Below are 7,866 nucleotides of genomic sequence, written 5' to 3' on the forward strand. Positions count from 1 at the left end.
TTACATCACCGCGGTGGCGGGCCTGCTCTTCCTGGCACTCGCCCTCTTCGCGGTGGGCCAGGCCGGTGCGACGCGCAACGGCGGTCAGACCGCCGCCGACGCGGCGGCGCTCGCCGCGGGCCAGGACTACCGCGACCGGCTGCGCGCGGAACTGCTGAAGGCGATCGTGGACGGCGGCGCCTGGGACGATCTGCTGAACGGCCGGGGGCTCGGTGCCGGGAACGCCTGTGAGCAGGCCGGGTGGTTCGCGGGGAAGAACGACGCGGAGGTCACCGGGTGCACCCCGGGCTATCTGCCCACCTCCTTCACCGTCACGGTCAGGACGCGTGAGCCGGTGGGCGACACCGTCATCCCCGGTACCGAGCGCCAGTACGCGAAGGCCAGGGCCAAGGCGGTGGTCAGCCCGCGGTGCGCCGTCTCGACCACGCCCAGCCCCACGCCCACGTCCGAACCACCCGCCGATGACGACGAGGGTGACGATGAGCACGGGGAAGGCGGTGAGGACGACAAGCCCGCCGTCGATCTCCGCTGTGACGGTGCGGACCTGACGATCGATCCGGCCCACCCCGACCTCTTCCCCGACGCCAAAGACCTCTTCTCCGTGCACCTTGCCGATTGATGAGCACACCACGCGAACCCGAGTAGCCGAGTGAAGGACAGCGAGCGATGAGCATGCGGCACACGACGAAGGCCCGGAGGGGGGCTGCCGCGGCGGCGCTCGTCGCGGGCTTGGCCCTCGCCGTGGCCGGATGCGGCAGCGGTGACGGCGACGACGGGAAGAAGCCGGACGACGGCTCCCCACAGAAGCCCACCGCCTCCGAGGAGGAGGGACGCGAGCAGGAGCCGGCGGCCGACTCGTCGAAGTCGATCGGCCAGATGAAGGGGCCCGGCGGAGTCGAGGTCAGACTGCATTCCGCCGTTCGGGACAGTGGTGGCTTCGTGACCGTCAGCGGCACCCTGACCAACCGTGGCAGCGGCTATTTCTATGCCCTGAACTGGAGTTCCAAGGAACAGGAGCTGGCCAAGTCCCGTTCGTCCCTCTCGGGAGCGTCACTGATCGACAAATCAGGAAAGAAGCGCTACCTGGTTCTGCGCGATACCGACGGGCTCTGTCTGTGCACCACCGGACTCTCCGGCATCAAGCCCAATGAGAGCCGCCCGGTGTTCGCCCAGTTCCCCGCTCCGCCCAAGGACGTCAAGGAAGTCGACTTCCAGATCCCCACGATGCCGTCCGTCAGCATCGAGCTCTCCGGATGAGCCCCGCCATGACGTCCCGTCCGCCCCGGCCCGCCGCCGTGCGCTTCGGTCCCGCCCTCGCCGTCCTGGCCTCCGCCGCGCTGTGGGTGACCGCCGCGCCCGTTCCCGCGGCACGGGCCGACACCGGCCCCGGCGCTCCCGCGGACACCACGCCCCCGGTCAAGATCGACAGCTCGGACTCCGATCTGCGGATGCCGGAGGGGGCCCGGCTGGCCCCGGGCCGGGTGCTGGACATCAAGTCCGTGGTGGAGACGGACAACGGCGACGAGCGGCGCGAGGACACCAACGCCAAGGTGAAGTTCGCCCTCCAGGCCGAGGTGCTGTTCGGCAAGGACAGCGCCAAGCTCGGGGGTGCGGCCAGCGCCCGGATCAGGGCGATCGCCGGGGAGATCGAGAAGCAGAAGGCGAAGACCGTCCGGGTCTTCGGCTTCACGGACAACCTCGGCTCCTCGGCCCACGGTGACGCCCTGTCGAAGAAGCGGGCCAACGCGGTGCAGCGCAAGCTCTCCGACAGCCTGGACGCCTCCGTCAACTACGAGATCCGCGGCTACGGCGAGCAGTATCCGATCGCCGACAACGCCACCGAGGAGGGCCGCAAGAAGAACCGGCGGGTCGAGGTGAGCTTCCCCCGTACGGGCTGACCGGTCACCGGGCCGTCGACCCGTCCCCGGCGGTGCGGCCCGGCCGTGGCGCATGATGGGGGCGTCCATCACCGCCCGCGGGGGCCCGCCGCCACCCGTGCGCAGTCCGTCAGGAGCCTTGCGGGGAGTCCGCCCTGAGCACCGTCGTGTCCACCTGCCTCGCCGCCGTCCTGCTGCTGGGGGTGCTGGCGTTCGCCGTGGTACGGCCCCGGGGCTGGCCCGAGGCCGTCGCCGCCGTCCCCGCAGCCGCGCTGGTGGTGGCCGTCGGGGCGGTCTCGCCGGCGCAGGCGTGGGCGGAGACCCGCAGTCTGCTGCCCGTCGTCGGCTTCCTGGCGGCAGTACTGCTGCTGGCCCAGATCTGCGCGGACGAGGGGCTGTTCGACGCGGCGGGTCAGGCGGTGGCCCGCGCCTGCGCCGGACGCACCGACCGGCTGCTGGGCGGGGTGTTCGCGGTCGCGGCCGTGGTCACCGCGGTGCTCAGCCTGGACGCCACGGTGGTGCTGCTGACCCCGGTGGTGTTCGCGACGGCGACCCGGCTGGGCGCCCGGTCCCGGCCGCATGTGTACGCCTGCACCCATCTGGCGAACTCCGCCTCCCTGCTGCTGCCGGTCTCCAACCTCACCAATCTGCTGGCCCTGGAGGCCAGCGGACTGTCCTTCACCCGGTTCGCGGTGCTGATGGCCCCCGCCTGGCTGCTGACCATCGCCATCGAGTACCTCGTCTTCCGCCGCTTCTTCGCCGCCGACCTGGCGGCCGGGACCTCCCAGCCGCCGCCGGACCGCTGGCCGCGGGTGCCGCGGTTCGCGCTGGCCGTACTGCTGCTGACGCTGGCCGGATTCGTCGGCACCTCCCTCGTCGGCCTCGACCCCGCGTGGGCGGCCTGGGCAGGCGCGCTGGTCCTGGCGGTACGGGCGCTGCGGCGGCGCACCGCCACGGTGCGGGGGTTGATCGACGCGGCCGGGCCGCTGTTCTGCCTGTTCGTCCTGGCACTGGGGGTGGTGGTCCAGGCCGTGCTGGCGGGCGGTCTGGAGGACTGGCTGGCCCGGCTGCTGCCCGGCGGTACGGGGCTGCCCGCACTGCTCGGCGTCGCCGCGGTGGCGGCGGTGCTGGCCAACCTGATCAACAATCTGCCCGCGGTGCTGGCCCTGCTGCCGATCGCCGCCGAGAGCGGACCGGGTCCGGTGCTCGCGGTGCTGATCGGGGTGAACCTCGGCCCCAACCTCACCTATGTGGGTTCCTTGGCCACCCTGTTGTGGCGGCGTATCGTCCGCCACCATGACGCGGACGCCGACGCGGGCCTGGGCGAGTTCACCCGTCTCGGGCTGCTCACCGTGCCCGCCACGGTGGTGGCCGCGACCGTGGCCCTGTGGGCGATGCTGATGACCACCGGAGGCTGAGCGAACCGTGATCGCGCTGATCTGGATCACCGAGGGGACCTGGCGGTCCACGGTGGACGCCGCCCGTGCCCAGCTACCCCTGGGCGGGGCCGGTGAGGTCGAGGTCCGGCTGCTCCACGTCACCGACGACCAGATCGCGGGCGCCGCCCACGCCGCCTTCGCCGGACTGCTCGGCCGCGGGCACCCCGAGCGCGACCCCGGTGACCGGATGGAGGAACTCGCCCGGACCGCGGCGGCCGATCTGCTGGAGGCCGCCGCCGCGCGGCTGGACCGTCCCGCCGTCCGGCTGGACCGGCACGGCCGGGTCGAGCACGAGGTGGTCCGTGCGGCCGAGGGCGTCGATCTACTGGTCTGCGCCCGGGACGGGGACCGCGACCGGCTGGGTCCGCACAGTCTGGGGCACGCCACCCGGTTCGTGGTGGACCACGCGCCCTGCGCCGTACTGCTGGTGTGGCCCGCCCCGGCGCCCGGTCTGGACTCCCTGCCGCCCCCGCCCCCGCACTGACGCGCGGACCGGTGACCGGTCGGTCAGGACTCGATCCAGTTGTGGGCCTGGGCCAGCTCGATGATCCTCCGCCGGACCTGCTTGATCTGATCGGCGGTCAGATTGCCGCCCACCTCGACCAGAGCCTCGGTCAGCTCGGCGCGGAACTCAGCGGCGGACAGCACGTCGCACATGGTGTCGTCAGCGGTGTCCGGGCCCACCGGCCGTACCACGGACGGACCGGCGGCACGTTCGACGATGCGGACCTCGGACGCCTTGGGGCCCTTGTCCCCGTACTCCGGGACGAACTGCACCTTGGATCCGGGCTGGAACAGGTGCTTCTCGTCCAGGAGGTCGTTGGCGTGCATGAAGACGTCCTCGCCGCCGTCGTCCGGCGCGATGAAGCCGTAGCCGCGAAACTCGTCGAACCGCAGAATCTTGCCCGTCGTCGTCAACGTGCTACCCCTACCCCTGTACCTCTACCTCGTCTAACGCGTCGCCCCCGGCCTCGGCCGGGGGATGTGTCCTCACCATGACACCGGGGACTCAGCGTAGCGAAGGCGGGTGGGCCGGAGAAGATCCGGGCAGTACGGTGACCCGCACCCCCGGGCGCAGCCCCCAGCGCTCCATCGCACCCGCCTCGGCCTCCAGGACGTGGCGGGCGCGCAGCCGGGGCCGCCCCAGCCGGCCCGGCCGCAGGGTGTGCACGGCCAGCACGGTGAACCGCCGGTCCAGATAGGCGACGTCGATGGCGAACCGCATCCGGAAGGTGTGCACTCCGCCGGCGGGGGTGAGCAGGATCGCGCCGGTCAGCCCGTCCCGGCCGAGCAGGCCGCGGGAGCGGGCCCGCCAGGAGGCGGCGATCAGCAGCGGGATGCCGTCGGCACCCCCGGCCATCCGCAGGGTCCCGGTGCCGTCCCCCAACGGGCCCGCCCCGTCCGCCCCGTGCGGTTCATGCGGTCCGTGCCCCATGCCGCGCCCCTTTCCGCCCCTCCGGTGCAGTGTTCCACCCGGGCCCGCCTTCCGTAGGCTCGGGCCGTGCATCCGCTGCTGACCGCCCTCGCCGCCGCGTACGGCGCGGCCGCTGGGGCGCTGCTGCCCCGTCCTCTCCACCGGCTGGCCGTCGAACCGGACGAGCCCTGGCGCACGGTGTGCCCGCGCGGGCACACGCTCACCGGTCCGCTCCGCGGCTGGCTCGGCCCGGCCCGCTGCCCGGACTGCGGGGGCGGCGCATGGGACGGCGGCCGTGGTACCGCGGTCGCGGTGGTCTTCACCGCCGTGGTGTGCGCGGCCCTGGCGGCGGCGGTCGGCGCCCGGCCGGAGCTGGCGGTGTGGCTGCTGCTCGCCCCGCCGGGAGTGCTGCTGGCCGGGGTGGACCTGGCGGTGCACCGGCTGCCGGACGTCCTCACCCTGCCGATGGCGGCGGGGGCCGCGGCGCTGCTCGGCGCGGCGGCGCTGCTGCCGCACAGCGCCGGGTCGTGGCCGCGGGCGCTGCTGGGCGGTGCGGTGCTGGGCGGGGCGTATCTGGTGCTGTTCCTGATCAGCCCGAGCGGTATGGGGTTCGGCGACGTCAAACTGGCGCTGACGCTGGGGATCGCGCTCGGCTGGTACGGCTGGGACGTGCTCCTGATGGGCGCCCTCGCCGGGCTGCTGCTGGGCTCGCTCGCGGCGGCGGCCCTGGTCATGACCCGGCGGGCGCGGCGCGGAACGGCCATGGCATTCGGCCCCTGCATGATCCTGGGGGCGTGCGCCGGGTTGGTACTGGGGGCCCTGGGGGCTGGATGACGTCAGCGCCGCGCTGATTGTCACCCTCGCCGATGCATGGACATCCCCTCACAAAGCGTTATGGTGGAAACCCCCCCTCGGGCCGGTCCGTACTCCCCCCCCACGGACCGGCCCGCTCTATTACGGGGCTCACGGGGTCCGGCGGGCGGTCGCCCGGCTGACGGAACCCACCAAGTTGATCACTGAGGGTTACGACTCGCTGCGGGCCGCCCAGATGTTCACACCCTCGGTGGTCTGTGCGAGGGAATCGATTTCGGCCAGCTCTTCCGTGGTGAGGGCGGGCCCCTCCAGGGCGGCGACATTCGCCTCCAACTGCCGCACACTGGACGCCCCGCTGAGTGCCGAGGTCATCCGCGGATCGCGCAGCACCCAGGTCAGGGCGAGCTGGGCCAGCGTCTGGCCGCGCCGCCGGGCGATCGCGTCCAGTCCGCGCAGCCGCCGCACGGTGTCCTCGGTGAGCAGTGCCGGATCGAGCGACTTGCCCTGGGCGGCGCGCGACCCCTCGGGGACGCCCTCCAGGTACTTGTCGGTCAGCAGCCCCTGGGCGAGCGGCGCGAAGCAGATGCAGCCCATGCCGTCGTCCTGGAGGGTGTCCAGCAGTCCGTCGTCCTCCGTCCAGCGGTTGATCATCGAGTACGAGGGCTGGTGGATCAGGGCGGGCACCTTCAGCTCGCGCAGGATCCGGGCGGCCTCGCGGGTGCGCGTGGCGCTGTAGGAGGAGACGCCCACGTAGAGCGCCTTGCCCTGCTGGACCGCGCTCGCCAGTGCGCCCATCGTCTCCTCGAGCGGGGTGTTCGCGTCGAAGCGGTGGGAGTAGAAGATGTCCACGTAGTCGACGCCCATCCGGCGCAGCGAGGCGTCGAGGGAGGACAGCAGGTACTTGCGCGAGCCCCATTCGCCGTACGGACCGGGCTGCATCCGGTAGCCGGCCTTGGTGGAGAGGATGAGCTCGTCGCGGTACGGGCGGAAGTCGCGCGCGAAGATCTCGCCGAAGTTCGTCTCCGCCGATCCGGCGGGCGGCCCGTAGTTGTTGGCCAGGTCGAAGTGGGTCACCCCGAGGTCGAAGGCGCGGCGCAGGATGGCGCGCTGGGTCTCGCGCGGGGTGTCGTCACCGAAGTTGTGCCACAGGCCGAGCGAGAGGGCGGGCAGCAGCAGCCCGCTGCGCCCGGTCCGCCGGTAGCTCATGGTGTCGTAGCGGCTCTCGGCGGCGCGGTACGGGGCGTGGATGTCGTTCACAGGGCGTCGTCCCAGGTCCGGGGGTGGGAACAGGTGACCCTATACCGCTCGCCAGGGAGGGATACGGCGGCCGGAGGGGGTGGCCGGGCGCGACGCCCTCCGGCCGCCCGGTTAGCCAGCCCAGCCGCCCCGCAGTAGTGTGTCGGCCTTGGGGCGGACTGCCATGGCAAGCCATGCGAGGCACTGAGGGGCTGGAAGACGTGAAGTTGCGCGACCTGGTGTACGGGCTCTACGCACGCCGGGTGGAAGGCCGCCTCGACCATGCCCAGGTGCCCAAGCACATCGGCGTCATCCTCGACGGAAACCGCCGCTGGGCCCGCGCGGCGGGCGGGACCACCGAGCAGGGCCACAAGGCCGGAGCCAGCAAGATCCAGGAGCTGCTCGGCTGGTGCAACGAGACGGACGTGGAAGTCGTCACGCTCTGGATGCTCTCCACCGACAATCTGGACCGCCCCGAGGAAGAACTGGTACCGCTGCTCGGCATCATCGAGGGCGCGGTGCGCGACCTCGCGGCCGACGGCCGCTGGCGGGTCCACCACGTGGGCAACCGCGATCTGCTCCCCTCCCGCACCCAGACGGTGCTGAAGGAGGCCGAGGACGCCACCGAGCACATCGACGGAATAATGGTCAACGTCGCCATCGGCTACGGCGGTCGGCAGGAGATCGCCGACGCGGTGCGCTCGCTGCTGCTGGAGCACGCCAGCCGGGGCACCAGCTTCGAGGAGCTCGCCGAGGTCGTCGACATCGACCTCATCTCCGAACACCTGTACACCCGCGGCCAGCCCGATCCGGACCTCGTCATCCGCACCAGTGGTGAGCAGCGGCTCTCCGGCTTCATGCTCTGGCAGAGCGCACATTCGGAGTACTACTTCTGCGAGGTTTTCTGGCCCGCCTTCCGCAAGGTGGACTTCCTGCGGGCGCTGCGCGACTACGCGGCCCGGCACCGCAGGTACGGCTTCTAGTCCCCTTCGCGCCCACCGCAGTTCACCGGCCGGGGGGGGGGGCCCCCCGGGGGGGGGCCCCCCCCCCGGGGGGGGCCACCCCGGGCCCCCACATAAAAAAAGTT

General features: G+C 72.3%; 10 protein-coding genes. 7 read left to right on the plus strand and 3 right to left on the minus strand.

Annotation, left to right across the window (positions count from 1 at the left end; translation table 11 throughout):
* Nucleotides 1-4 precede the first annotated feature (4 nt).
* From NMK44_RS03345 to NMK44_RS03365, 5 genes are all read left to right on the plus strand, one after another.
* Nucleotides 5-619 (plus strand): hypothetical protein, encoded by a 615-nt coding sequence (locus tag NMK44_RS03345; RefSeq protein ID WP_254738707.1) that lies wholly within the window; start codon nucleotides 5-7, stop codon nucleotides 617-619.
* Nucleotides 620-666: 47 nt separating this feature from the next.
* Nucleotides 667-1,257 carry a hypothetical protein gene (locus NMK44_RS03350; RefSeq protein WP_254738031.1) on the plus strand — a complete coding sequence of 197 codons (591 nt, stop codon included), beginning with the start codon at nucleotides 667-669 and terminating at the stop codon, nucleotides 1,255-1,257.
* Nucleotides 1,254-1,898 carry an OmpA family protein gene (locus NMK44_RS03355; protein ID WP_374215226.1) on the plus strand — a complete coding sequence of 215 codons (645 nt, stop codon included), beginning with the start codon at nucleotides 1,254-1,256 and terminating at the stop codon, nucleotides 1,896-1,898. Before NMK44_RS03350 ends, NMK44_RS03355 begins: the two co-directional genes overlap by 4 nt.
* Before the next feature lie 146 nt (nucleotides 1,899-2,044).
* A complete protein-coding gene (locus tag NMK44_RS03360) occupies nucleotides 2,045-3,295 on the plus strand; it encodes an SLC13 family permease (RefSeq protein WP_254738033.1) in 1,251 nt (416 codons plus the stop codon).
* Nucleotides 3,296-3,302: 7 nt separating this feature from the next.
* Nucleotides 3,303-3,800, plus strand: a complete 498-nt coding sequence (locus NMK44_RS03365; protein WP_254738034.1) for a universal stress protein — start codon at nucleotides 3,303-3,305, stop codon at nucleotides 3,798-3,800.
* Between the two features lie 23 nt (nucleotides 3,801-3,823).
* Here NMK44_RS03365 and NMK44_RS03370 read toward each other — a convergent pair whose 3' ends face one another.
* Complete coding sequence (locus NMK44_RS03370) at nucleotides 3,824-4,234, minus strand: cold-shock protein (RefSeq protein ID WP_254738035.1); 411 nt, start codon at nucleotides 4,232-4,234, stop codon at nucleotides 3,824-3,826.
* Nucleotides 4,235-4,325: 91 nt separating this feature from the next.
* Nucleotides 4,326-4,751 (minus strand): DUF192 domain-containing protein, encoded by a 426-nt coding sequence (locus NMK44_RS03375; protein WP_374215227.1) that lies wholly within the window; start codon nucleotides 4,749-4,751, stop codon nucleotides 4,326-4,328.
* Nucleotides 4,752-4,817: 66 nt separating this feature from the next.
* Here NMK44_RS03375 and NMK44_RS03380 point away from each other — a divergent pair, with 66 nt between their 5' ends.
* Nucleotides 4,818-5,564 carry a prepilin peptidase gene (locus NMK44_RS03380; protein WP_254738036.1) on the plus strand — a complete coding sequence of 249 codons (747 nt, stop codon included), beginning with the start codon at nucleotides 4,818-4,820 and terminating at the stop codon, nucleotides 5,562-5,564.
* A 189-nt stretch (nucleotides 5,565-5,753) separates the two neighbouring features.
* Here NMK44_RS03380 and mgrA read toward each other — a convergent pair whose 3' ends face one another.
* Complete coding sequence (gene mgrA, locus NMK44_RS03385) at nucleotides 5,754-6,749, minus strand: L-glyceraldehyde 3-phosphate reductase (RefSeq protein ID WP_254738711.1); 996 nt, start codon at nucleotides 6,747-6,749, stop codon at nucleotides 5,754-5,756.
* 251 nt (nucleotides 6,750-7,000) lie between these two features.
* Between mgrA and NMK44_RS03390 the strand changes: the two genes are divergently transcribed.
* Nucleotides 7,001-7,762 carry an isoprenyl transferase gene (locus NMK44_RS03390; protein ID WP_254738713.1) on the plus strand — a complete coding sequence of 254 codons (762 nt, stop codon included), beginning with the start codon at nucleotides 7,001-7,003 and terminating at the stop codon, nucleotides 7,760-7,762.
* Nucleotides 7,763-7,866: the final 104 nt, after the last annotated feature.

This window comes from Streptomyces cucumeris, assembly GCF_024295805.1.
GTDB lineage: Bacteria > Actinomycetota > Actinomycetes > Streptomycetales > Streptomycetaceae > Streptomyces > Streptomyces cucumeris.

Coding starts and splice junctions, on each gene's coding strand:
- NMK44_RS03375 (WP_374215227.1), bottom strand. CDS start 4,751: ATGGGGCACGGACCGCATGAACCGCACGGGGCGGACGGGGCGGGCCCG.
- NMK44_RS03350 (WP_254738031.1), top strand. CDS start 667: ATGAGCATGCGGCACACGACGAAGGCCCGGAGGGGGGCTGCCGCGGCG.
- NMK44_RS03355 (WP_374215226.1), top strand. CDS start 1,254: ATGAGCCCCGCCATGACGTCCCGTCCGCCCCGGCCCGCCGCCGTGCGC.
- mgrA (WP_254738711.1), bottom strand. CDS start 6,749: ATGAGCTACCGGCGGACCGGGCGCAGCGGGCTGCTGCTGCCCGCCCTC.